This window comes from Synechococcus sp. R65.1 (assembly GCF_047461755.1).
In the GTDB taxonomy this organism is placed as follows: domain Bacteria; phylum Cyanobacteriota; class Cyanobacteriia; order Thermostichales; family Thermostichaceae; genus Thermostichus.
Genome location: NZ_JANSHU010000020.1, coordinates 20,666 through 43,219 on the forward strand (window position 1 = coordinate 20,666; position 22,554 = coordinate 43,219).

Genomic DNA, 22,554 nt, shown 5'->3' on the forward strand with positions numbered 1-22,554 from the left:
TGATGCAGCTACAGGAGATCGCCCAAAAATTGGGATGCCCCTACGAGGGAGATCCCACCCTAGAAATTCACGGCGTGGCTAGCCTAGCAGAGGCGCGCCCAGGAGAGCTGAGTTTTCTCAGTGAAGCCCGCTACCTACCCTTGCTGGAGCAGACCCAAGCCAGCGCCGTCATTGTGGAGGAATCGCTGGTTCTGCCCCGCCCCATTGCTTGCCTGCGAGGGAAGGATCCCCGTCTGCTCTTTGCCCAGGCCATCGAGCTGTTTTACCAGCCCTATCGCTTGCCTGTTGGGATCCATCCCACCGCCGTGATCGATCCCAGCGTTGAGTTGGGGGAGGGCGTGGCCATTGGGCCGCATGTAGTGGTGATGGAAGGGGTGAAAATTGGCGACTACACCCAAATCCACCCCAACGTAACCATCTACCCCCACGTGCGGATTGGATCCCGCTGTCAGCTTTTCGCCAACTGCGTCATTCACGAGCGCACGGAGATTGGGGATGATTGCCTAATCCACAGCGGCGCTGTCATCGGCGACGACGGCTTTGGCCACATTCCTCTTCCCGACGGCTCCTGGCGGCGCATGCTGCAGGCAGGCCGGGTGGTGCTGGAAGACGGCGTAGAGGTGGGCAGCAACACCACCATCGACCGGGCCGCTGTTGGCGAGACCCGCATTGGCCGGGGCACCAAGATTGACAACCTAGTGCAGATTGGCCACGGCGTGAAGACAGGATCCCACTGCTTGATCGTGGCTCAGGTGGGCATTGCCGGCAGCACCCAATTGGGCCACCGCGTCATCTTGGCTGGGCAATGCGGCCTGGCCGGGCACCTGCACATTGGCGATGGCGTGCGCGTGGCTGCCCAGACAGGAGTAACCAGCGACGTCCCCGCTGGTCAAACCGTGGCCGGCTACCCCCATCAGCCTATTGCCGAATGGCGCAAGAGCATGGCCGTTCATCGGCATTTGCCTGAGCTGCAACGTACCTTGCGCAAGCTGGAAGCTCGTGTGGCCAAGCTGGAACAGAACAGCACGGATAGAGCCCCCAACACAAAAATGCTCGAAGTGGGCGTGGATCGTAAACTACCCGGCTCCGACCGCTAAGCGGTACGGAGCGGGCTTTCAGTAGCCCTGAGCCTGTTCTGCTTTACCAGAGAACAAAACAAGCCCGGACCTCTAGGCTGGTTTACGACAGCCCCCAAGAGCGCAATCACATTCGCACCATTCAAATCCGCATCCCCTTCCCATCCACAGTGCCCACACTTGAACGACTTGCCACTGCGGTAGGATTGCGCAGGATCGGGATGGATATGCAAACACTTGTGGCAGGTCTGCGACGTGTAGGCGGGCGGCACAAGAATCAGAGAAACCCCTGCAACCCTCGCCTTGTACTCCAGAAACTGACGTAGTTGGTAGAACGCCCAACTGTTGGTCCTACGCCGCTCGGCTTTGCTGCGGGGTTGTTGATTGACCCTTTCCCGGATCCCTGTCAGGTCTTCCAGGGCGATAGCGCTGTTGGTAGCCTTTGCCCTGGAGACAATAGCTTTGGAGATGCGATGATTGACCCACGCTTGAAAGCGTCTCTCCTTGCCAGACAGCCGTTGCAGCAGTTGACGGCATCTGCGCCGCGAACTGCGTGTGCCCTTACTGGCTTTGCGTTGGAGTGCCGCCCTCAACCGGGAGTAGTGGTCTCGGACTCTGTTCAACTGCTGTCCATTCCAATTGTCCCCCTCTGACGTATGGGCGATATCCGTCCTGCCCAAGTCCACCCCGATCACCCTGTCGGTATCTTGTTGCTTGGGCGGGTTTTTCTCTACGCAAATCTGGATGGAGTAGGAGCCGTCCTTCCGCTGGACTAGGGTGGCCGATTTGGGGTTAGAACCAGCCAGCATCCCACGCTGGTAGTTGCCAATGGCTAGTTCAAAGCGCTCTCGCCCCTCCACCGTGGTCAGCGACACCGTCCAGTCTTTCTCGCGAAATGAGAAGATACGTGCATCGTAGGTAACGAACCTACGCTTGAACTCTTTAACCGGACGGTTGCGCTGTCTCGCCACTTTGCGAGCGCCCGCCACCCGTCTGCACACCTGTTGAGCCAAGTTACTGGACAAGCCAAACCGGGCTCGAATCTCGTAGTAGCAAAGGGATTGCAACTTGACCGCGTTGACGATCTTCTCCGGCGTGTTCTGGTTGACCCAGTTCAATGCCTGCACAAAGGCATCCATCGTCGCGTCCAATTTGGCGGCTTGCGACGGGGACACCTTGAGCTTGCAGGATATGGTCAGGACTTGGCTCATAAGTTCATTGTACTTCATCAAAGCGCATTCCTCCCGGCACTGACCCTACGGGTACAGTGCGGGGCTCCTGCGATTTCTAGCTGACTGGGAGAACTTTTGACCGAAGAGGTTCTATTGAAACGTCATGAAGGATATACCTTCTACTCAAGTAGCAAAGAGTACCTCTATGTGTGTGAACTATGTTTCCCTTGTACAAAACATGGGTAGGGCACAGGATCTGGTCTATTAATCGTCTATCTTCTTCAGAGTGAAACTCTAGGTATATTATCTTAATGTCGACTAGAATTTCGAACAAATCCTTTAATATTTGGGTCTCACTACCTTCAGTATCTATCTTGAGAATATCGATGTTGTAAGCGCCAACACTCCTTAGAAATGAGCCTAGGAATGAGCTTGCCTTTACAAGCTGTACAACTCTTGGAAAGTCACCATGTTGGTTCTTGTGTATCGAACTCCAACAGGCCGTTACAAGACTACTGTAGAAAGTCTTGGTGATATCATCACTGTACAGCCCAAAAGGGTATACAGTGCAGCCGCCTATCTCTAGGCTGTTTAGCTTCAGCAAGTGAAGAGCTACAGGGTCAGGCTCGAAGCAAAGAATAGTAGCATTTGGATAAAGCATTCGAAAGTAGGCGCTTGCGATGCCTATGTTTGCTCCTACATCAACAATTATTGATACGCCATCGACGAAGTTTAAAAAAGGATATGACTGCTTACTAAAGATTTCGTCAGTCGTAAGAGTCGCAAATAGCGCTGCGTCTTCTTCCTCCCTATAAAAATTGAGATGTAGTGTCCAAGAAGATCCATCCGCTCTAGTCGCGCTCAAGAAAAGTCTTTCAATGTTCGCTAACTTTGTTGCGTTCGAGAACACCAACTGATTTTGTTCATCAAGGACAAAAACAAATTTTGAGTAGGGCAGGAGTCGAGAAGTAAGATGGCTGTTGGATCTGGCAATCAGAACATCCCAAGTCGCAGTACCTAAGTGGCTGGACTCTTCCTCCCAGACATGTACTCTGGAAACGACCCTCTCGTCCTTGGGAAGCTCAGACACTGGGAACCCGGCCTCAGCATAGACTTCTAGTCTCGGCAGATCCAGGAGATCTGCCACAACTGCTACTGGGCAGTCTTTGCTAACCAGTACCTTAAGTTGCTCCTCTACACGGTGTAACTCCTGAACAGGTTCGTAGATAGCAAGGCGTGTATTGACAAGATCTCTGTAGGCAGTGCTAATGAAAAATCTGGGATCGGACTTAGCTGCGTAAAAGTTGGGTAGCTCTCCCTTGAAAACCCAATTCATCAGATCGGCTATCCGATGCCTGGGATGCCAGTCCACAAGAAACTTTTCATAAGCTCTTTTAGCTATCTCTAGAGCCAGCCCTGGATTTTCTAGGTAAAACTTGATTTTCTCAACTAGCTCCAGCTCAGAACTATAGACGTCGCAGTATAAGCCGGGGCTCAGATACTCATCAAAGCCGGATGCAAAGGAGAGCTTGTCTGTCAGCAAAAAGCCACCCGCAGAAATCACTTCCAGGTTCCTAAGGTTCAGATCCCCATTCATGCTGCAGTTAAACGAAATCAGCGATTCGGCAAATAGGCGGGCTGCCTCTTGACGGTTGGCAGTTTTGGCAAGAATGGGCAAGTGTGCCCTCTTTATGGCTTCGACCAGACGGGAACGTCTGGGATGCCCGGATCCCTGATGGCCAATAAAGACAACTTGGCTTTCTCTTGCTTCTACCCACTTGTGGACAACCGTATGCATGGAGATGAGAGGTAGCCAGGCCAGGTTTTCCGCGCCCGCCGCGGCAAACCAGTGCAGGTGCTGGCGGTTGTGAGCAGTAACAACATAATCAAAGGCTTCAACGGCCCAGTAGGCCAAAAGATGTTGGATGGGGAAGTGGCAATGATGCGTGGTTCCGGCTAGTAAGACGGTTGGACAGCCAAATTTTTTCGTGTTGAAGGGGTTGCTGTGTTCGCAGCTGGAAGCTCGTACAATCACCAAGTCAAACTCTTTATCCACAATCTGATCAGACTGCTGGACAAAGTCATAGAGGTCATAATCTCCTTCCGGACACTCCACCAAGCCTTCACGACGGTTGACATAGCCTAGTCCATAGCCCCCCACTTTTTCTTTGGGACAGACAGTTACTTGCCGATCTGAAAACTGCGGCGGTGGGACGTAGTCTGGCGGAATTGGCCAGCTCAGGAGAACTCGCGGTTGCAGAGTTTCTTTGTTGGAATTTTCCATGGCTCGTCCTTCTAATCAGTGCTGCTGACAAAGTGTAGCTTCTGCCCAGGCTACAAAGAGGGCTAGTTTTGCACTATCCTGCCCTACGTGCATCCATAATGACAAAGTCAGGAGCCAAGTGCTGATTATACCTACACACCTACCAAGTTAGACGGTGCATTCGCGGAAAGCGGGCAGCGCAAGTGCCAAATGGACTCACTCATCTGCGTTACCCAAGCCTGGTCGCAGCAGCGCCCCAGCTGCTTTGCTGGCAACAATGAGATGGAGGAAGGTTTCCAGACATTGAGGCCGCGTGGGTTTGCTGGGCCACTGCTTCTGGGGAATTGGTGCCCACCGAGGCCGAACTGGAGCGGCAAAGGGCTGAGCAGGCCGAACAATGAGCAGAGCACCTGGCCCAGAAGCTGCGGGAGCTAGGGGTGGATCCCGATACCTTGTAAGGGTAAAGAGAGGAGAACTGGCAATGACTAACCCGAACCCAATTACTGAGGTGCTGGATCCGGTTTATCTACCCGAGTTGCCCCCCACCCAAGACGAGCTCCCCTACGACGACAGCGAACCTATGGAAAGCTGGCGGCACAGGTGCCAGATGGACTTGCTCATCTCCACTACCCAAACCTGGCTGCAGCAGCGCCCTGATGGCTTTGTCGGTGGCAATATGTTTCTCTACTACAGCTTGGAGCAGACCCGCGGCCGCAATTTCAAAGGGCCGGATTATTTTGTGGTGTTGGGTGTGCCTAAAGGCGAGCGCAAAAGCTGGGTGATTTGGGAGCAGGGCAAAGGGCCGGACGTGGTGATTGAGCTTCTTTCTCCCAGCACTGCCCAGGAGGACAAGACAAGCAAAAAGCAACTTTATGAGCAGATTATCCGGGTGCCGGAGTACTTTTGGTTTGACCCGTTTGAGCCAGAGGACTGGGCGGGGTTTCGGCTAAGGGGCGGCCGCTATGAGCCAATTCAAGAGGATGCAGAGGGTTGCTTGCCGAGCGAGGTTTTGGGATTGTGCCTAGTGAAGTGGGAGGGCAGGTTTCGGGACATCGAGGCCACCTGGATTCGCTGGGCCACTGCTGCTGGGGAACTGGTACCCACTGAGGCCGAACTGGAGCGGCAAAGGGCTGAGCAGGCCGAACAACGGGCAGGGCGCCTGGCCCGGAAGCTACAAGAGCTAGGGGTAGATCCAGACGCCCTGTAGACAGCCAAGTAACTCAAGACAACAGATGGATCCTTAGGAGGCCAACAGCAACACAGGTAGCTTTTGAATAGCAGGCCGTAATCCCTTGGGAAAGCGCTCCCGCTTCAAGGGATAGCGATAGTTGAGTTGGGGAATGAGTCTCTCCCATTGATAGGGGTTCAAGCCAGCTACCACTGAACAGAACGGCTCTCTACTGAGCTCTAACCCCTCTTCCATGAGCCTGAGAGCTATGTTGCCTGCAGCTATCTCCAGAGTTTGATTGGCCAGTTGCGGATCCGGATCCCCTAGGAAGATCAGAGCATAGTCTTCTGGCTGAGGACTGCGCAGAATTGGCTCCAGCAAGCCCTCCAGTTCTTGGATAAGCTGCTCTGTCTCCATTTCCCAGTAGGGGAAAAGGCCCACGTTGATCTTACTCAAGCGGATCCTTTCTGATTTAGAGATTTCTGTTAGGCCATCTCTAACCACTAGCCAGTTCTCAGAAGGACTCAGCCAAACTCCTGAGTAATCGACACTATGGAGCTGAAAAAAGGCTCTGATTTCCTGCTCGAAGTCATGAACAGCTTTGCAACATCCTTGCCAGTGTCCGTAATCATCGATTTGGATGAATCCTTGGGAATGAACCTGATCATAGAAATGATGAAAAATATCCATCGTTGATTGATACCAGTCAGCATCTGCATGCAGCAGAGCAATCTCACCCACCTGCTCTCGATAGGCAGGCAAGGTGTCAGCAAACAGCCCTGGTACGGGGACAATGAGATCCCAGACCCCTAGTTCCCTGGCAATCACCTCTAAGTTCTCCGAAATGGGTGCCGCTAAAGCACCGGATCCAAAACCCGTATCGTTGGCAGCAACTCCTCGATAATCTCGATCCACCTCTGTTGGATCAGGCATACCTGAGAAGGTATCGAAAGCATATAGCCTGCGAGGTCGACGGCTGTAGTTCTTAATCACCCAGGCCAGCAAAGCTGAGCTTCCACCCCTGCAAACACCACATTCTACAAAGTTCCCAGGAATGTCTTCTTCACAAACCTGCTTAGCCAGTGAATAAAGGCTCCAAAGACGCTCAAAGCCCAGCAAGGTAAAAGATTTAACTTTCTCTAGCACCCTAGACAACTCAAGGTTACAGACCGGATAGTCCTTGAGGTGCTCTGGCAATGTCCAATTCACAGCAGGGTCTGGAATATGCTCAACGGGCTTGACATTGCCTCGCCAGGCCACTCCCATAATTTGCATGGTCTGGTAAATCATCGTGTTCCAGCCCCTGTCTCTCAAGTAATTCAAACCTTCAGCCACATCCGGCGAGGCTAGATCATGAAACAGAATCAAGGCATCCTCAGCAGCATAGCGCTCTGCCACTTGAGCATCCTGCAAGGGGGCTGGTGAGTCATGATTCCCATCGATGAAAATCAGAGACCAGCGACGATCCTCTTGCTGGGCAATCTCCTCCACCTTCCCTGGGCTATAGCCAGGGTAGAGATTGACATTAGAGCGAACTCCAGCCGAGCGAAGAGATTGATCCACACTTCCATAAATCTGGGGATCGGCCAGAGCAGGATCTACCACATCGAGAATAACTCCTCCTGCCGCCAGGTGCGCAGTTGACCAACCTAGCCAACAGCCGATCTCTAGGGCGTTTTTTCCTTGTAGCTTAAGGGCAGTATTGTACAGAATATGAGCCTCGTCCCGACTAACAAAGCCGATGGTAGGTTGACGTAGATCCGTATGCCAAAGGTGAGGAACTTCTTTCCGTAGATAAGGCCAGGGGTGAGAGCTTGGCTCGGCCGCAATCATTGAAGGAAAGCTATGGTCAAGATGTATTCTAATCTGGTTAGGCGATACGTAGTCGTATCTCTTGACCGGAGTGGAGATGATGCCTGAATACCGCAAGCTAGCTTCAATCTTAAAACCTTCAGTTGTAAGCGCAATATGAGTTGGTCTCACCTTAACGTCGGCTGTAAGATGTATGATTCCTACTGGATTGTGAGGAGGAAAAGGATCCACCCAAATCTTCCTTTGCAAATCCCATTGGGGCATCTCATAATGGGCTAGCCAGTTGCAATTTAATGGCAAAAGTTCAACTCTATCCAGACCCATATCTCTATAAATAGCCACGTTTAGAGCAAACTGGTCTGTCCACAAATCAAGGCACCTAGAAATAGCTTGACCTAATCTTTTGCCCCATATTGACCAATGAATAGACTGTCTGGCACCAGAGAACACACCAGCATTTAGCAGAGGCTCTATATCTAAGCGATCAAATTCCGTGTGGTAGAAGTAAAGGTGGTAGTGCCAAGATATCCAAGTTTGCATCCAGGGTCTATTCTTATGTTTAGCTACTAACTCTGGAACTATTGAGAGGCTCTTTCTTTTTGCTCCTAAGACAAGAAGATCAATCGCAGACCAGTCTTGCACCCAAGCATCTGCATCAATCCAAATGTAAACTTCATAACCTGGGAAATATTCAGGCAAAAAAGGTCTAGAGACCAGCGCTTTGAGGTACCTAGGCTGTTTATCGACATCAGGAACGTTGTAATTCCAATCTGGCTCTACGATATAGTCAACGTACTGACCTATCCATTGCAACTGCTCTGGCGTACACCCTACATCAAAAAATCCAATATCTACAGAGTTGCCCTGTGGCTTTTCTCGAATAGAGAGAATAGTTCCCTGAACCAATTCAAAAAACTTGCTATCGGCACCTGTAACGATGATAGTTGAGTTCATGACTTCTATCTCTCCTCTCTAAGACCTTACTTCTTGTCGAAAAGATGAAATCTGTTTATGTAGCAAAGAGCTCCCTTTTGACCGGCTATGATCTCCCCCTGCCAGAGGAGATGAGAGGGATCCAACATCTGGTCAATCTGCTTGCGGTCTTGCTCAGAAGTAAACTCCACGTAAATCACCTTGATGTCTTTGAGCTGCTCTTGCAAGCTGGTCAACACCTCCACCTCATCTCCACCTGTAGCCACCCTGAGCACATCGATGGGCTCCAAACCCAACTCCTTGAGGGCTGCCCTGGCTTCCCGGAAAGGGAGCAGCTGCTCCACTCCCCACTCGGCCTGAGGATCCTCCGGCCAGAGCCGACAAGTTCTGCAACTATCCTGCCCCGCCAGCCCCACCGGATGCACAAAGCAGTTGCCCAGGCCAAGAGCATTCTGCTGCAGCAGGTGCAAGGCCAAGGGATCCACCTCGAAACAGTGAATAGCCGCCTCAGGGCAGAAACCCCGAAAACAAACGCTACCAAGGCCTACCCCAGCTCCGATGTCGATAACCGTCTGCACCTGACTAGACAGAAACACAGGAAAGTTAAGATACGTCCTCTCGTAAAAAACGGTGTCTGGGTAGAGCCTTACCGAAAACCTGAGTTTGCCAAAGTCAAAGCCAGTCAACACTGCTTCCATTAACTTACTGGCATTGGCCAAAAGAAGTTGGTGGTCCTCTGCCAAGACAAAAGCAAAGTTAGCCCTCACAGGCCGCCCCAGCCGCTGCAAGTCCTCAGCTGTGCACACCACAGCATCAAAACTAGGCCAACTGGCTGGCTCCCCCCTCACCTCATGAACTCGCTCGGGCACTCCCTTCTGCTGCAGCAGACCACAGGGATCCCCAAACCCCTCTTCCACGTACAGCTCCAGCCGCGGCAAGTCCAGCAAGTCCGCGGCTATCACCCCAGGACAGCCTCGGCCAACAAATACCCTCAGTCGCTCCTGCACGCGATGCAGCTCTTGAATGGGCTCGTAGATTCCTAGTCGTGTGTCTATCCAGGCAGAGCTGGCCGTGCTGACAAAGTAGCGCACATCAGAGCGGGGCGAGTAACGAAAGGGCTCCGGCAGCTCTCCCCCAAACACCCAGTCCAAGAGGTTCTGGATGCGGTGGCGGGGATGCCAGTGTTGGTCGAAAGTGTGATAAGCGCGGCGGGCAATTTGAATGGCTTCTTGGGGATGGTCTAGGTAGTAGCAAACTTTTTCCAGGAGTTCGGCTTCGGAGTTGTAGGTGTCGCAGTAGGTGCTGGGCGCCAAAAGTTCGTCCAATCCTGAGGCGAAGGAGAGCTGGTCGGTGAGCAGAAAGCCCCCTGTAGAAATCACTTCCAGGTTCCTTAAGTTCAGAATCCCCATTTTGGCTGCAGTTAAAGGAAATCAGAGAATGGGCAAACCATTTGGCTGCCTCTTGGCGGTTGGCCGTTTTGATGAGGATGGGCAACTCCGCTCGCTTTATGGCTTGAACCAGGCGGGAGCGCCTAGGATGACGGGATCCTTTCTGTCCAATGAAGACAACTTTCCACCCACTCGTGGCTGACAGTGTGCAAGGAGATGAGAGGCAACCAGGCCAGGTTTTCCACGCCCGCTGCAGCAAACCAGTGCAAATGCTGGCGGTTGTAGGCAGTAGCTACATAGTCGAAGCCTTCGGTGATCCAGTAGGTCAACAGATGGTTGATGGGGAATTTCCAGTGGTGGGTGTCTCCAGCCAGTAAAACAGTTGGACGGCCAAACTTTTTGGTATTAAGAGGATTGCTGTAGTCGAAGCTCGAAGTCCAAACAACAACTAGGTCAAACCCCTTGTCTGGAATCTGCTTAGATTGCTGCACAAAGTCAAACAGGTCATAATCTTCCCCTGGACACTCCACTAGGCTTTCGAGGGGATCGACGAAGCCCAGCCCAAAGCCTTTTGCTCTAGGGCAAAGAGTAACTTGTCGCTGGGAGAGCAAGGGGGGGCGGATGTAGTCTGGTGGAGCTGGCCAGCTGAGAAGAATACGTGGGGCTGCAGCTTTGATATCCTCCATCTCCCAACCTCCCACTTGGGCATTCAGCCCTGCCAGCTTCTATGGAAGCTTATCAGCTCTAGGCTATAAAGCCAACTTCACGCCCTGGGGCTCTGGCAAAACCCTCGTCCAGCTTTCCTTTGCTGGACTCTAGGCAGAGCTTAGCCCCCAATCGCCTCAGCTTGGTTCTAGAAGCTAGGTCAACTGGTGAGGGATCCCTTTACTCTAGAGGGCAACAAGCCAAGCATAGGTTAGTTATGAGCAACCCTGCGATTGACCTGCCGAATCATCCAGTTTATCTACCCGAATGGCCCCCCACCCAAGACGAACTTCCCTACGACGACGGCGAGCCCATGGAGAGCTGGCGGCACAAGTGCCAGGCAGATTTGCTTATCTCCGTTACCCAAACCTGGCTGCAGCCGCGTTCTGATGGTTTTGTTGGCGGCAACATGTTTCTCTACTACAGCCTGGAGCAAGCCCGTAGCCGCAATTTCAAGGGGCCCGATTATTTCGTGGTTCTGAGCGTCCCCTATGTGCCAATTGAGCCGGATGCAGAGGGGCGCTTGAAAAGCGAGGTTTTGGGGCTGTACTTGGTGAAATAGCAGGGCAGCTTCCGAGACATTCAGACTAAGTGGATTCGGTGAGCTACAGAAGCAGGGGAGTTGGTGCCTACTGAGGCTGAGCAAGAACACCAACGGGCTGAGCTGGCTGAACGACGAGCAGCTCTCCTGGCCCAGAAGCTGCGGGAACTGGGCGTGGATCCGGGTACACTAGACTAGAGGAAGGGTCTAAGGACTAAGGATTCCCTCACCATGTTCTGCCAAGACCTCGCGCAGGATCTTGCCTCAGAACTGGAGCAAGCCCGAAGCCTCACCCAGCTATTGGATTGGGCCTTAGCTCGTCTTCCTGCTCAACAAATCTTCTGTCAGATTGGCTGGGAAGAATCCGCAGCTATTTTGCAGGTAATGCTTCGCTATACTGAAAAACTAGCAGTAATCCTGTGGGATCCTCTGCAGAACTCATTCCAAAAGCTGACCAGCACAGAAGATATCCAAACCCAAATTTCTCAGTTGGGATTAGAAGAACGGGTTCTTCTCCTAGAGGGTTCCATTCCTACCCTCCTGGCAGATCTTGGCGAATGGTTCCCAGAGACTCAGGTTGGGGTTTGCTTCTGGACTGAGCTTACGGACTACCGCACCTGCCTACTTCAGTCTTTACTGATGCGAGATTATTTGGCCGACTCAGCCCTGTACTTAGTTAACCATTGCCACTACGGAGCCATAGCCCAAGCCAGCCTAGATTTGATGGGGGTGGATCCCAGCTTTCACCTGCAAAAGATTTTTCACAATCTGGGTCAAGGTATCTATCTCCTAAGCTGGGATCCCCAGCGCAAAGGTTTAAGCGAACGAGACCTGGCTTACATCCAAGCAACTGCCCCTGGATTATTGCTATCTACCAGTCCACTGTTCCTCACCTTTGCTCAGCCGGATCCACCGGAGCCAGCGCGGTTTTATCCCTGCAGGTACGTTAAGCTAGATAACTTCCTACCTGCTGAAGTCAACCAAGCAATTCTAGAGCATGCCATCGCTCACCAAGATAAGTTTATCCCCTCCAGAAGCTATAGCCAAAACAACACCGAAGCTGAGTCACTGAAGTTTCGGCGATCCTTACGTCTGGATTATGCTTATTTTCAAGAGTATGGATCCCTGCTGAGAGAAAAAATTGCGGCAGTGGCTCCCGATATCTTTGTTAAGCTTGGTATTGAAGATTTTGGTATTCAAATCTTCGAAATGGAGATGGTTGCTAGCCATGATGGTTGCTACTTTACCATGCATGCTGATAACTCCTACCCGCAAACCGCTTTTCGACAAGTGAGTTGTGTATATTACTTTCACAGAGAACCAAAGCCCTACCGAGGAGGTGAGCTGCGTATCTATGACACGCAGAGGCAGAAGCCACACCCACCAATCCTGTACGGAACCTATGACGAGGTGATCCCGACCAACAACAGCATCGTCTTTTTCTCCAGCAGCTGTCTGCATGAGATCCTGCCAGTGTTCAGCCCTAGCCAAGCCTTCGCTGATAGCCGCTTCACTATCAACACATGGCTAGGATCCGAGCAATACACCTAAAGGCTTGCAGCTCCACTATGGCCAGAGTTTGTATTGTAACCACTGTTCGAGATCCAGGCCTATGCCTAGAGTCATTTATTCGCTATCACCTTGCTATTGGGATCGACCATATTTACGTCTTCTTTGACGATCCAGAGGATCCTGCTGTACAGATAGCGCTTAAGTTTTCCAATGTAACAGCTATTCCCAACGACGAGGCTCTACAAGTTCAACAAGCGTTATGGAATGTTCTCTATCCCACATGTGAGCCCCACATCGGCTATGAAGTTATGGCTCGCCAGATCCTTAACGTAGAAACTGCTATACAGCTTGCTCTAGAGCAGGAAATGGACTGGATTCTTCATATTGATGGAGATGAGCTTTTTTATCCTGGCCAGATGTCAGCTTCAGATTATTTTGATCAATTAAGCAGTAACATATCCCAAGTTAGGTTTCTAAACTACGAGGCAGCTCCCGAAGTATTTGACATCGGCGATTACTTTCACGAGGTCACGTTATTTAAGAAGAATCCTGCTACCTTGAACCCTGAATTCTACACTCAGTTTCGAAGTATCTCTGGTAAGAGCCAATACTTCCTAGCTTACCAAAATGGAAAATCGGCAGCTCGGCTCCATCCTGATCTTTTGCCCAATGGCGTACACGGCTTTGATGTTCCTGAAAATTATACCTTGGTAACATCTTTACCCTGCGTTTTGCACTACTTGAACTGCGGATTTCAGAACTACTACAAGAAATACGCCCAACTAGGAAACTTTCCTGATTACTGGTGGGGCTCAAAATCTACACCTATCTGCTTCCCTTTTCACTTGGCCTCACGGGATGCCTACTGCTCAGGAGATATGGCTTGCATGGCAGCCCTCTATCAAGAGTTCGTACTTTATGACAATCCTGCAATCAACCAGAACCTCATCGAAAAGGGTATTCTTACTCGCATCTCCTACCCATCACAGTTACTGTCCTCGCTCTAGTTCACTGGTTTAGCCTAGAGCCCTTGCCTACTCTTGAGGGAGACTGGAGCAACTGAAATAAAAAAGCTCCCCACAGGGAGCCACGGGGTACATAAAGTAGAGATAAAAACTAGTCAAAGACGTTGCAGCTCTTACCAACGAAGGTAGGTAAAGTCGTCACTACTGGTTCCTGCGCTCCCAGCCCAATGGTGCATTGAATTCTGCTGCCAGAAGCGGTGATGTACTTATCGTTATTTGCTGTGGTGTCCCAGCGTATTCCCTGAGGCGAAACAGAAGAAATATTGGTGGCCACTGGTGTCTGGTAGTTGGGAGCGCTCCACGGGTCATTCATGTATTTATCCTGCTTAGCGCCGCAGTAGGTTGTGGGGCAGCCGTACTTAATCGTAGTGTAGTCACTAGGATACTGGGAGAAGTCCAGCCGATAGACTTCAGAAGCACGACCTACCGCAGTAAGAGCTGCCTGGGCTTCAGCCGTGCGGGAGCGGCGCACTTGGTTCAAGAACTGCGGGATCGCCACCGCCGACAAAATGCCGACGATCACAATTACCACCAGAAGCTCAATCAGGGTGAAGCCCTTAGACGCAGAGAGGATATGCTGAGCTAGCTTGGCCCGAAACAGAGACTGACGAGACTTCGCACTCATGGTACTCGATCCTTTGACAACCTAGAGAGTTAACCGTGCAGGTTACCTGCCGCTATTAACTTACCCCGCTGGCGGGCAGTTCATAACAGTCCCCTCCCACGGAGTGCAATTGCGGATCTCTGCTAGGGGCAGCCCAAAAACCGGTGGTCTAGCTGAGCTGGCTGCAGCGGGGCAAACTAGGACTAGTGCTCTCCTTCCCACCCATGAACCCTACACTGCAAGCCCAGATCCTGGAAGCTAGGCAACTGCTTCAGCAGGCTCCCAATGCCTTTGCAGAGTGGCTGGTGGCTTTCTACCGAGAGCAAGACGCAAAGGGTTGGCGGGAGTTTTTGCGGGGCTTCTGTGACCTCCCCTCATCTTCATTGGCTGATGAGTCGGCTTCTCCCTCTGAGCCAGAGGCAATCACCCTATCGGCGCTGGAGCAGGCCTTGGTTGCCAACCGGCTGAACCTTGCCTACCAGCTCTACACACCTTTGGTAGAAGCAGGAATCCTGCCGGCAGAGAAGGTGGTAGAGGTGTTGCTATCCTTGGCAGAAAGCCTGGAAAAAAGCTCCACTGAAGATTCGCAGCAACAACGTTTCCAGGTTTGCCTGAAGCTGCGCGAGCTGGCTTTTGAGCTGGATCCATTCCGGCGGGATAACACCCAGGTTCTACTGTTGCGATCCCTGCAAGCTCAAGACGAGCTGGCCGTGGGCTTTTACGGGCAGGCTTTGGCGGAGCAATTGGCCAGTTTGGGAGAAGAGCAGACCCTAGACATTACCCAGGAGCCCCTCCTGACTCAACTTCTCACTCGGCTATGGGATGACGGCTACCTGGATTTGTTTTTTGAGGTGGCCACAGCTTTACAAGCTCGTCTTTTGGAGGACCAGAAATCCGGATTTGCTGCTTTGCTAGCCCAGCTAGCCAATGCGGTGGATCCCGAGCAGGCGAAGCGCTATGAAGGTTTGTGGACGATAGAGGACTTAATCGGTGACTTTTTTCAGAGGGCAGCCCGCGCCTTCTTCCAGAACTCTACCAGTGATGGCTATTCCATTTTAGGAGAAGCTCTCATCACGGCGGCCGAGAGCTCACAGGTGCAAGAGAACTTTACTCTTCGTCTATCTCTTCTGTCAGAATCCATGGAGAAATTGATCCATGCTGCACAGCTGGAACGGGTAAACTTTGTTATCCAGAAAATTATAGACTTAATTTTATCGAGGGAAGCCGACTTAGAATCACTAAGAATTAACGATGAAAATCTACTCGAGAGTCTAACGATTGCTAAAGCCATTCTGTTTCGAGTTTGCTTTTGTTGGAGTTATCTAACTGACGATCGCTCTCTGATTCGTCATTACCAACAAATTGGTGGTAGAATCTTTAACGACTGCCTAAGCTTAATGGCTTCTCAGCGAGACTTTCTTTGGTCGGAATATTGGCAGAAGAATCAGCAAGACTACTGCGGATCTGGCAGAACTAAGCGAAAGCTGAGGGTAGGCTTTCTGGGTAACTGCTTTCAGCGACATTCGGTTGGCTTTCTCAGTGAGGCTACTCTCAGGAACCTATCTCGCGATCTTCTGGACGTTGTCTACTACTACTACCAGGGGTGGAAAAATGAAGATATGGCCAGTCATGACAATATGTATCGAAAGTTTCGCTCTCACGAAAATCTCCATTTTCGCTTTTTTCCAGGAGAAACCAAGCCGCCTCAAGTAGCTGCCCAAGCTCGTGAGGATCGCATCGATATCATGGTTTTTATGGACTCCCTTACCAGTCACGATGCCAGCATCGTAGCAGCTTTGCGGGCCGCTCCTATCCAAATTGGCTGGCTTGGTGGAGATGCTGTCGGTTTGCCGGAATTTGACTACTTCTTTGCCGATCCCCATATCCTTCCTGAGGAGGCCCAAGCCGACTACCATGAAAGAATTATTCGTTTGCCCAGCTACTGTGCTGTTGATCATCTGGACGTCTGTGCTGCCAACGAGGTAGACTTTAAGACTAGTCTGAGAATAGAGCCGAAAAATGTTGTTTTCCTAACCGCAGCTAGTGCTTACAAACGTACTCCCAAATGTATCGACGCTCACCTGCAAATCTTAAAGGCCGTTCCCAACGGAGTTTTGATTGTCAAAGGATCAGGAGAAATTGCTACGGTTATTAGACACTACCAGGAAAGAGCCAAAGAGCTGGGCGTTCTCGATCGCGTCCGATTTCTTGCTCAAGCCAGCAGTGTGGAAGAGCATCGTGGCCAACTAGCCTTAGTGGATCTCGTTCTGGATACCTTCCCCTACACAGGTGCAACCCACACCATGGAAGCTCTCTATATGGGTGTGCCAGTCCTTACCCTAGTGGGCAGGCATTACTATGGCCGAATGAGTTACAGCCTGCTGAAAAATGTTGGCCTCGAGGATTGCATCACCTGGTCGGTGGAGGAGTTTATTGAGCGTGGGATCCAGCTAGGCAATAATCCAGAACGCTTGGCTAAAGCTAAGCAAACTATTCGAGATTCATATCACAGATCAATAGTATGGGATCCAAAGCGGTTGGCTAAAGCCATGGAGAGAGTTTTCTTCGAGCTAGCTTATGAGCATCAACTTATTCAATCTATTCCTCCTCTAGAAGATTGCCAAGCTGAGCCCAAGCCCGCTGAGTCTATTCGTCTTCATATTGGAGGTAAGCAGCCTCATCCAGACTGGAAGATTCTAGATAGTCAGGTAGGAGACCATGTGGATTATGTTGGAAGCGCCATTGATCTCAGTCAATTTGAAGATAACTCTATAGAAGCCATCTACGCTCCCTATATTCTGCAGCGCTTTAACTACACACGTGAACTACCTACTGCTCTCAAAGAGTGGCACCGGGTTTTGCGCTTTGGGGGCCAGTTGATGATCAGTGTCCCAGATATGCCTACTCTCTGCCGTCTTTATCTGAAGGATGAAGTTTCTTTAGAGCAGAGGTTTCGCATTATGCGTATGATGTTTGGTGACCAAGTAGATGAGCAAAACTACCATAAAGTTGGCTTCTCGTGGGAATACTTATTTGCTTTACTTGCTCAGGTAGGTTTCAGGGTTATTCGAAAGGTGGACAGATTTGGGCTGTTCAATGATTGCAGCGATATGGTCTTTCTCGGGGAACCAGTTAGCCTAAATGTAGTTGCAACTAAGTAGGGGTGCAACTTCAGCAACCGGAATACGGTGTATTGAGCCGCTTGTCGATCTAAAAGCTTACTCAGGAGTTAGATTTGCAGTTTAACCCAAAGAGCGCAGGGACTCCATTAGCTGCTTGGGTGTCATCTGCTCGTAGGGCTCGAAAGGCTGGTGGATCCAAGGGTTATCCGGCAAATAGTCCACATAGTAGTCGGGTTGATAGACGGAGGCGGCCTTGTACCACAGTACGCCGGTGCGGATCTCCTCGATGTAGAAGCCGTAGTGGTGCTTGAGCCAGTGGACAGAGCGCTTTAGGGTCATGCCGGAATCGACTAAGTCGTCCACCAACAACACGTGGCTGCCCAGGTTGGCGGTGGTCATGGCCAAATCCCGCGAGAAAATTAGCTGCCCTCGCTGGCGATTGCCAGGGCCGGAGTAGGAGGAAGCGGCAAGAATTGCTAGAGGGAGATCGAATAGGCGGGCCAGAGTGTCGCCAATGCGCAGCCCCCCTTTGGCGATGCAGACAATTTGGTTAAACTCCCAGCCGCTTTCGTAAACCTTGACGGCCAGCTCTTCGATTTTGCGGTGGTAGTCGGCCCAGGTGATGGAAATCTCGTGCAAGGGATCCCTCTCCAGCTCTAACTATCTATATCGCACCTAGCCAGCTTGGAGATGGCAACCTAGTTCAGGGGGATCACCTTTACCCAGTGGGAATAGGCGGGATCCCGGTTTTCCATGATGGCTGTGAGCTTCTGCCGCAGTTGCTCGGTAATGGGGCGGGACGACGGCAGGACGTACTGCTCGATCTGGCGGATGGGCGTGATCTTGGCGGCGGTGCCAGTGAGGAAGGCCTCGTCAGCGATGAACAGCTCTGACTTATCGACAGGGCGTTCTTGGGTGGGGATCCCTAGGTCGCGGGCCAAGGTGAGGACGCTGTCGCGGGTGATCCCTTCTAGGATGTCCTGGTCGAAGCTGGGGGTAATCAGCACGCCGTTGCGCACGATGAAGATGTTCATGCCCGAGGCTTCGCTCACTTTGCCCTGGGAGCTGATTAAGATAGCTTCGTCGAAGCCAGACTGTACTGCCTCGGTCTTGGCCAGGGAGGAGGTAATGTAGGCACCAGTGATCTTGCCCCGCAGCGGTAGGCTGCGATCCTCCTGGCGGGCCCATGAGCTGATGCGGCAACTTACCCCTTCCGGCGAGAGGTAGTCTCCCAATTCCAACCCGTACACGAAGAAGTCTTTCTCGATGTTGTGCAGCCGCGGTGAGATGCCCAGGTCGGAGGTATACACCAAGGGGCGGATGTAGAAAGAGGTGGAAGGGCGGTTTTTCCGGATCAGCTCCACAATGACCTGCTCGATCTTCTCCGCAGGCAAATCGAAGCAGAGTAGGCGAGCACTTTGGCTTAGCCGTCGGCAGTGGCGATCCAGGCGAAACACCAGCACTTGATCCGGATTTTGCGGATCGGGGATCCCGCGCAGGCCGCCAAACGCTGCCGTCCCGTAGTGCAGAGCATGGGTGGCAATGGAGATCTTCGCCTCGGCAAAGGGAACGATCTGGCCCTGAAAGTAGGCGTAGGGCAGAAAATCGGGCATGGTCGGCACCTACTGCAGCAGGAAAAGGGGTAGGAATATTATCGCCGATTGACGCAGCAGCGGGAGTCCGCCGTTCTCTAGCCCACCTGACGGGCGCCAGAAAATCAAGGGCCGGAGGCGCTCTAAGCTAGAATGCTGTCTATCCGTCTTGCTGCTCCCCTAATGGACGACCCTCCTTTAGGCTTGGCACCTAGCTCTAAGCTTGCGTGGGGAGAGGCGTCTCTCAGTCTCCTCTGGATTATTGCCCTTCTCCTCATCAACGCTTTCTTTGTGGCGGTGGAGTTTTCCTTGGTGTCGGCGCGGCGCTCCCGCATGGTGCAGTTGGCCGGTGAGGGGAACCGCCAGGCGGCAATGGTCCAAAAAGCCCAGGAGCAGTTGGAGTATGCCCTCTCCACCGCCCAGTTGGGCATCACCCTAGCCAGCGTCCTGTTGGGCTGGATCGGGGCTACCCAAGTGGCGCCGACGCTGTTCTTGGCTCTGAGGCAACTGCCCTGGTTTCAGGGTATGGATCCCGCTCTTGTGCAAGGTGGGTCGGGGGTAGTGGTATTTTCACTCCTCACCTATTTGCAGATCGTGTTGGGGGAGCTGATCCCCAAGACTCTGGCCATTCTCTACTCGGAGCCAATTGCCCTAAAGCTGGCCTGGCTCAACCGACTGGTAAGCCGCTTTTTACATCCTTTTGTGGAGCTCCTGCGGTTTTCCTCCCGCTGCGTGCTGCGCCTTTTGGGCGTCTGCGTTCCGGAGGCTACTTCTTTTTACAGCACGATGACGGTGGAGGAGCTACAGCTGCTGATTGCCTCGTCGGTGGAGTCGGGCAACATCGAGGCGGAGGAGCGGGAGCTGTTGAGCAACATCTTTGAGTTTGGCGAGACAGTGGCCAGCGAGGTGATGATCCCGCGCACCAGCATCGACGCCGTGCCCGAAACCGCCACAGTCCAGGAGGTGCTGGCGGAGGTGGCCGAATCAGGGCATTCCCGCTACCCGGTCTACGGCGAGTCTTTGGACGACATCCGGGGGCTGATTCACGTCAAGGAGCTCATTGGCGAGCTGGCCAAGGGATCCTTGGATTTGCACAGCCCCATTGCTCCCTTCATTCGGGAGGTTCACTTTGAGCCGGAAAACAAGCTGATCGCAGAGCTCTTGCCGGAGATGCAGCGGCACCACTGGCCGATGGTGGTGCTAGTGGATGAGTTTGGCGGCACGGCGGGCCTGATCACCATCCAAGACCTGGTGGAGGAGATCGTCGGCAAGCTCTCCGATGGCCCAGATCCCAAGGCGAAGGAGCCGGATATTCAGGAGCTGGACGAAAATACCCTCCTCATCCAGGCCCAGTTGGACATTGAAGAGGTCAACGAGCGCTGCCACCTTAACCTCCCCTTGCATGAGGATTACCAAACGCTGGGAGGCTTTTTGATTTACCAGCTGCAGAAGATCCCGCGCGTAGGGGAAAGGTTTACCTACCAAGGCCTCGAGTTCCAGGTGGTGCGCATGGAGGGGCCGCGGGTGGATCGGGTGAAGGTTGTCCGCCATCGCCGCAACTCTCCCAGCCCCCTGCCGGCACTCCCCCCCGCCCAGACGGCGAAGCCTGGCAGTTGAGGAGCTAGGTTTTGACGACTTTGAGGGTCTGCAGCCGCACGTCTTCGGGGCCGTTGATGAAGCCGCCCGCCTCGTGCACCAGCAGCAGATAGTCCACTGCCTCTTGGGTTACCTCTTCGCCAGGCACCAAAATGGGGATCCCAGGCGGGTAGGGGGAAATGATTTCGGCACAGATGCGGCCCACAGCTTCTTGAAAAGGGATCCGCTCGATGGGGGCAAAAAAGGCCTGCCGCGGCGAGAGCCGTTGGGGCGGGAGGGGGGGGCGTTTCAATTCGGCCAGGCGCCGCAGTTTCTCGGCCATTGCCAGGGAAGGCGGGGATCCCTGGGCATACTTCGACAAAGCCGCAAAGCTCTCCACCAGCCGGTCGATATCCCGCTGGGTGTTGCCGAGGCTAACAATAAAGACCACGTTGTGCAGGGTGGACATCTCCGGCTGCACGTGGAAGTGCTCGTTGACCCAGTCGTGGGCGTCGAAGCCAAAGAGGCCCAGCCCCGACACCGTCACGGTCAAGCGGGTGCGATCCAAATCGAAAAAGCCGGGAGTGGAGCCAATGCGTTCCGGGCCAAAACAGAAGATCCCGGAAATACGGTTGAGGCGGGCGCGGGCCTGATCCGCCAAAGCCAGGGCTTGGCCCAGGAGAACTTCCCCTTCCAGGGCCATCTGCCGCCGTGCCACATCCAGCGACATCATCAGCACATAGCTGGGGCTAGTCGATTGCAGCAGTTGCAGGATGTTGCGCACGCGGTTGGGGTCGATACGGGATCCCTTGAGGTGCAGCATCGACGCCTGGGTCATGCCGGAGATGACTTTATGGGTGGACTGCACCACCAGGTCAGCCCCGGCTTCCAAGGCGGAGAGGGGCAGTTCTGGGTGAAAGCCAAAGTGGGGCCCGTGGGCTTCGTCCACTAGCAGAGGCAGGTTGTGGGCATGGGCAATGGCTGCCAGCGCTTCTAAGTCGCAGCAAACCCCGTAGTAGGTGGGGCTGACCACCAACACGCCCTTGGCGTCGGGGTGCTGGGCCAGCGCTTGCTCCAGGCTGGCAGGGGTGATGCCGTGGGCAATGCCCAGCTCCAAGTCAAAATCTGGCTCAATGTAGACGGGCACGGCCCCAGAGAGGATCACGCCGGCGATGGCCGACTTGTGACAGTTGCGCGGTAGTAGGATCTTGTCCCCTGGGTCGCACACCGCCATCACCAGGGTTTCTACGCCACAGGTGGAGCCGTTGACCAAAAACCAACTGCGATCGGCGCCGTAGGCCGCTGCAGCCAGCTCCTGGGCCTCCCGGATCACCCCATCGGGATCGTGGAGGTTGTCCACCTCCGGCAACTCGGTCAGATCCGCCCGGAAGACGTTCTCTCCCAAAAACTCCCGCAAGTCGGTGGCGATCCCCCGTCCCTGCTTATGGCCGGGCGTGTGAAAGGGAGCCTTATCCAAGCTGCAATAGTGGCGGATGGCCTCAAAAAGAGGGGCCCGCTCCTGGGCTTTGCGATCCAGCAGGCGCAAGCGATGAGACGCTCTGGACAGATGAGATAGAACCACAGGCCACTCCTCAACACACCAGGTGGACGTCTCTGTAATTATTCACCCCAGTGGGGGTTAAGTCCACCGCCGCTACATTTCCTGCTAGCCTGGGTTTCAGGTAGCTTTTTGCCTGCGATGCTTAGTATTGCTGGCTGGAGTTGCCCCCACGGTTGGGGCTTTGCCAATCGGCCTGTTGCCGGGATCCCTTTGCTGCTGAGGGGAGCGTGAACGAGTCCGCGCCGACATCACTAGCTACGAGGCCAACGCATATCTGGAGTTTTTCGGCCTGCGGGGCCCTCTAGAGGCAGAGCTGCCCAAGGTGAGAGAGTACAGAGAAGAACTGCGGGGTGGACGGTATACCTTAGGGCTTCTGTTATTCTCCCAAGGTTTCCTTATTAACAATGGCAGGAAAGCTACCAGAAGAGAATGCAAGGCTTCTTTGGCCGAGATGTGGAGGTGCAACTGGGGCAGCCCCAAGAAAATCAGGTGGAATTGGCGCTTG

The 22,554-nt window shown here is 53.1% G+C and carries 16 protein-coding genes; 7 read left to right on the forward strand and 9 right to left on the reverse strand.

All coding sequences use genetic code 11. The features are described from left to right. The first annotated feature begins 2 nt into the window (after window positions 1-2). Window positions 3-1,097 carry a UDP-3-O-(3-hydroxymyristoyl)glucosamine N-acyltransferase gene (gene lpxD / locus NW814_RS08900; protein WP_414406014.1) on the forward strand — a complete coding sequence of 365 codons (1,095 nt, stop codon included), beginning with the start codon at window positions 3-5 and terminating at the stop codon, window positions 1,095-1,097. Here the strand turns inward: lpxD and NW814_RS08905 are convergent. Both NW814_RS08905 and NW814_RS08910 read right to left on the reverse strand, forming a co-directional pair. Beyond that, window positions 1,094-2,287 carry an RNA-guided endonuclease InsQ/TnpB family protein gene (locus NW814_RS08905; RefSeq protein WP_414406029.1) on the reverse strand — a complete coding sequence of 398 codons (1,194 nt, stop codon included), beginning with the start codon at window positions 2,285-2,287 and terminating at the stop codon, window positions 1,094-1,096. The genes lpxD and NW814_RS08905 overlap by 4 nt on opposite strands. A gap of 76 nt (window positions 2,288-2,363) precedes the next feature. Next, window positions 2,364-4,532, reverse strand: a complete 2,169-nt coding sequence (locus NW814_RS08910; RefSeq protein ID WP_414406015.1) for an FkbM family methyltransferase — start codon at window positions 4,530-4,532, stop codon at window positions 2,364-2,366. A 460-nt stretch (window positions 4,533-4,992) separates the two neighbouring features. Here NW814_RS08910 and NW814_RS08915 point away from each other — a divergent pair, with 460 nt between their 5' ends. Beyond that, window positions 4,993-5,718 (forward strand): Uma2 family endonuclease, encoded by a 726-nt coding sequence (locus tag NW814_RS08915; protein WP_414406016.1) that lies wholly within the window; start codon window positions 4,993-4,995, stop codon window positions 5,716-5,718. 33 nt (window positions 5,719-5,751) lie between these two features. On the opposite strand, the gene NW814_RS08920 is transcribed toward NW814_RS08915, so the two are convergent. The 3 genes from NW814_RS08920 to NW814_RS08930 form a co-directional block, all read right to left on the reverse strand. Beyond that, the gene (locus NW814_RS08920; protein WP_414406017.1) at window positions 5,752-8,445 is read right to left on the reverse strand and encodes a class I SAM-dependent methyltransferase; all 2,694 of its coding nucleotides are present in this window, start codon (window positions 8,443-8,445) and stop codon (window positions 5,752-5,754) included. Between the two features lie 26 nt (window positions 8,446-8,471). Further along, a complete protein-coding gene (locus NW814_RS08925; RefSeq protein ID WP_414406018.1) occupies window positions 8,472-9,833 on the reverse strand; it encodes a glycosyltransferase in 1,362 nt (453 codons plus the stop codon). Between the two features lie 122 nt (window positions 9,834-9,955). Continuing rightward, a complete protein-coding gene (locus NW814_RS08930; protein WP_414406019.1) occupies window positions 9,956-10,498 on the reverse strand; it encodes a hypothetical protein in 543 nt (180 codons plus the stop codon). A gap of 236 nt (window positions 10,499-10,734) precedes the next feature. Here NW814_RS08930 and NW814_RS08935 point away from each other — a divergent pair, with 236 nt between their 5' ends. The 3 genes from NW814_RS08935 to NW814_RS08945 all read left to right on the forward strand — a co-directional run bounded on the left by NW814_RS08935 (window position 10,735) and on the right by NW814_RS08945 (window position 13,577). Beyond that, window positions 10,735-11,079, forward strand: a complete 345-nt coding sequence (locus tag NW814_RS08935; RefSeq protein WP_414406020.1) for a hypothetical protein — start codon at window positions 10,735-10,737, stop codon at window positions 11,077-11,079. Between the two features lie 210 nt (window positions 11,080-11,289). Then, the gene (locus NW814_RS08940) at window positions 11,290-12,609 is read left to right on the forward strand and encodes a 2OG-Fe(II) oxygenase (protein WP_414406021.1); all 1,320 of its coding nucleotides are present in this window, start codon (window positions 11,290-11,292) and stop codon (window positions 12,607-12,609) included. A gap of 17 nt (window positions 12,610-12,626) precedes the next feature. After that, window positions 12,627-13,577 carry a glycosyltransferase family 2 protein gene (locus NW814_RS08945; protein WP_414406022.1) on the forward strand — a complete coding sequence of 317 codons (951 nt, stop codon included), beginning with the start codon at window positions 12,627-12,629 and terminating at the stop codon, window positions 13,575-13,577. Window positions 13,578-13,686: 109 nt separating this feature from the next. Here NW814_RS08945 and NW814_RS08950 read toward each other — a convergent pair whose 3' ends face one another. Then, window positions 13,687-14,220, reverse strand: a complete 534-nt coding sequence (locus NW814_RS08950) for a type IV pilin protein (RefSeq protein WP_414406023.1) — start codon at window positions 14,218-14,220, stop codon at window positions 13,687-13,689. Between the two features lie 284 nt (window positions 14,221-14,504). Here NW814_RS08950 and NW814_RS08955 point away from each other — a divergent pair, with 284 nt between their 5' ends. After that, entirely contained in the window at window positions 14,505-17,360 is a 2,856-nt protein-coding gene (locus NW814_RS08955) for a methyltransferase domain-containing protein (protein WP_414406024.1), read from the forward strand. Between the two features lie 81 nt (window positions 17,361-17,441). Here the strand turns inward: NW814_RS08955 and NW814_RS08960 are convergent, their stop codons facing one another. Then, on the reverse strand, window positions 17,442-17,960 hold the full coding sequence (locus NW814_RS08960; protein WP_414406025.1) for a phosphoribosyltransferase: 519 nt from the start codon (window positions 17,958-17,960) through the stop codon (window positions 17,442-17,444). Window positions 17,961-18,019: 59 nt separating this feature from the next. Continuing rightward, window positions 18,020-18,934 (reverse strand): branched-chain amino acid transaminase, encoded by a 915-nt coding sequence (locus tag NW814_RS08965; protein ID WP_414393039.1) that lies wholly within the window; start codon window positions 18,932-18,934, stop codon window positions 18,020-18,022. Between the two features lie 162 nt (window positions 18,935-19,096). On the opposite strand from NW814_RS08965, the gene NW814_RS08970 reads away from it, so the two are divergent. After that, window positions 19,097-20,530 (forward strand): hemolysin family protein, encoded by a 1,434-nt coding sequence (locus NW814_RS08970; protein ID WP_414406026.1) that lies wholly within the window; start codon window positions 19,097-19,099, stop codon window positions 20,528-20,530. 4 nt (window positions 20,531-20,534) lie between these two features. On the opposite strand, the gene NW814_RS08975 is transcribed toward NW814_RS08970, so the two are convergent. After that, on the reverse strand, window positions 20,535-22,070 hold the full coding sequence (locus tag NW814_RS08975) for an aminotransferase class I/II-fold pyridoxal phosphate-dependent enzyme (protein WP_414406027.1): 1,536 nt from the start codon (window positions 22,068-22,070) through the stop codon (window positions 20,535-20,537). Between the last annotated feature and the right edge of the window lie 484 nt (window positions 22,071-22,554).

Coding starts and splice junctions, on each gene's coding strand:
- lpxD (WP_414406014.1), top strand. CDS start 3: ATGCAGCTACAGGAGATCGCCCAAAAATTGGGATGCCCCTACGAGGGA.
- NW814_RS08905 (WP_414406029.1), bottom strand. CDS start 2,287: ATGAGCCAAGTCCTGACCATATCCTGCAAGCTCAAGGTGTCCCCGTCG.
- NW814_RS08910 (WP_414406015.1), bottom strand. CDS start 4,532: ATGGAAAATTCCAACAAAGAAACTCTGCAACCGCGAGTTCTCCTGAGC.
- NW814_RS08915 (WP_414406016.1), top strand. CDS start 4,993: ATGACTAACCCGAACCCAATTACTGAGGTGCTGGATCCGGTTTATCTA.
- NW814_RS08920 (WP_414406017.1), bottom strand. CDS start 8,445: ATGAACTCAACTATCATCGTTACAGGTGCCGATAGCAAGTTTTTTGAA.
- NW814_RS08925 (WP_414406018.1), bottom strand. CDS start 9,833: ATGGGGATTCTGAACTTAAGGAACCTGGAAGTGATTTCTACAGGGGGC.
- NW814_RS08930 (WP_414406019.1), bottom strand. CDS start 10,498: ATGGAGGATATCAAAGCTGCAGCCCCACGTATTCTTCTCAGCTGGCCA.
- NW814_RS08935 (WP_414406020.1), top strand. CDS start 10,735: ATGAGCAACCCTGCGATTGACCTGCCGAATCATCCAGTTTATCTACCC.
- NW814_RS08940 (WP_414406021.1), top strand. CDS start 11,290: ATGTTCTGCCAAGACCTCGCGCAGGATCTTGCCTCAGAACTGGAGCAA.
- NW814_RS08945 (WP_414406022.1), top strand. CDS start 12,627: ATGGCCAGAGTTTGTATTGTAACCACTGTTCGAGATCCAGGCCTATGC.
- NW814_RS08950 (WP_414406023.1), bottom strand. CDS start 14,220: ATGAGTGCGAAGTCTCGTCAGTCTCTGTTTCGGGCCAAGCTAGCTCAG.
- NW814_RS08965 (WP_414393039.1), bottom strand. CDS start 18,934: ATGCCCGATTTTCTGCCCTACGCCTACTTTCAGGGCCAGATCGTTCCC.
- NW814_RS08970 (WP_414406026.1), top strand. CDS start 19,097: ATGGACGACCCTCCTTTAGGCTTGGCACCTAGCTCTAAGCTTGCGTGG.